This is a genomic window from Kosmotoga sp., assembly GCF_982836095.1.
This window is the reverse complement of record NZ_CEYIHJ010000157.1, coordinates 3,561-4,325: the sequence shown is the minus strand read 5'-3', so window position 1 is coordinate 4,325 and position 765 is coordinate 3,561. Positions and strand designations below refer to the sequence as shown.

Below are 765 nucleotides of genomic sequence, written 5' to 3'. Positions count from 1 at the left end.
TTCCCGTTCAATCTCCCTTAAACTTTCATGTAGTTCTATGTTCTCCAGGTTTTTAACTTGGCCGGCAGTTGACAACGGGCCGAGTCTTCTTCCGAGAGCTTCTATCCTTGCAAGGAGCTCTTCCATATCGAATGGCTTCGTTACGTAGTCATCTGCACCCAATTCAAAGGCTTTTAATCTCTTTTCCTTCGTGTTCAAAACGCTCAAAACAATTATACCCGTGTTGGTACTCCTTTCCCTGAAGCTTGATAGCAGTTCAAAGCCATCGAGTTGAGGAAGCATTATATCCAGAATGACAAGCTCAGGTTTGTGTACTTTGAATAGTTTCAAAGCCTCCACACCTGTTGAAGCGGTGGCTACATTATAACCATAGTGATTCAATTCGAGTTCAAGAAGCTGTCTCAGTGCCTGATTATCTTCGACAACTAAAATTTTCAACAAAACACCCCCAACACATTGATGATATAATTTTTCAGGAGGTGGAAAAATGAAAAAGCTCCCTGTCTTTTTGACTCTGATGTTTGCCGTTTTGGTTTATGGGCAATTTTCCATTGGCTTTGAGGGCTTTCATTTTCATTCTATACCAAAAAATCAACCTTTTGCATTGAGATATGATGGACTTTCTTTTGTATACGATGGCTCCCGCGGCGAAAAAATATCAACCGAGGCAGGGATTGGTCTTGGCGTTATCGAACCTTCCTCAGATCCGGAATTTCTTGCGGGCTTTCCCATTGCAATAAAGGGCTTTTATGGTTCAGTTTTTGA

At 41.6% G+C, this 765-nt stretch carries 2 protein-coding genes; one reads left to right on the top strand and one right to left on the bottom strand.

Annotated elements, in window-relative coordinates; translation table 11 throughout:
* On the bottom strand, positions 1-438 hold a 438-nt coding region (locus AC3LHT_RS09160; protein ID WP_488662673.1), incomplete at its 3' end, for a response regulator transcription factor.
* Positions 439-487: 49 nt separating this feature from the next.
* Between AC3LHT_RS09160 and AC3LHT_RS09155 the strand changes: the two genes are divergently transcribed.
* Positions 488-765 (top strand): hypothetical protein (locus AC3LHT_RS09155; protein ID WP_488662672.1); only part of this gene is annotated, 278 nt, incomplete at its 3' end.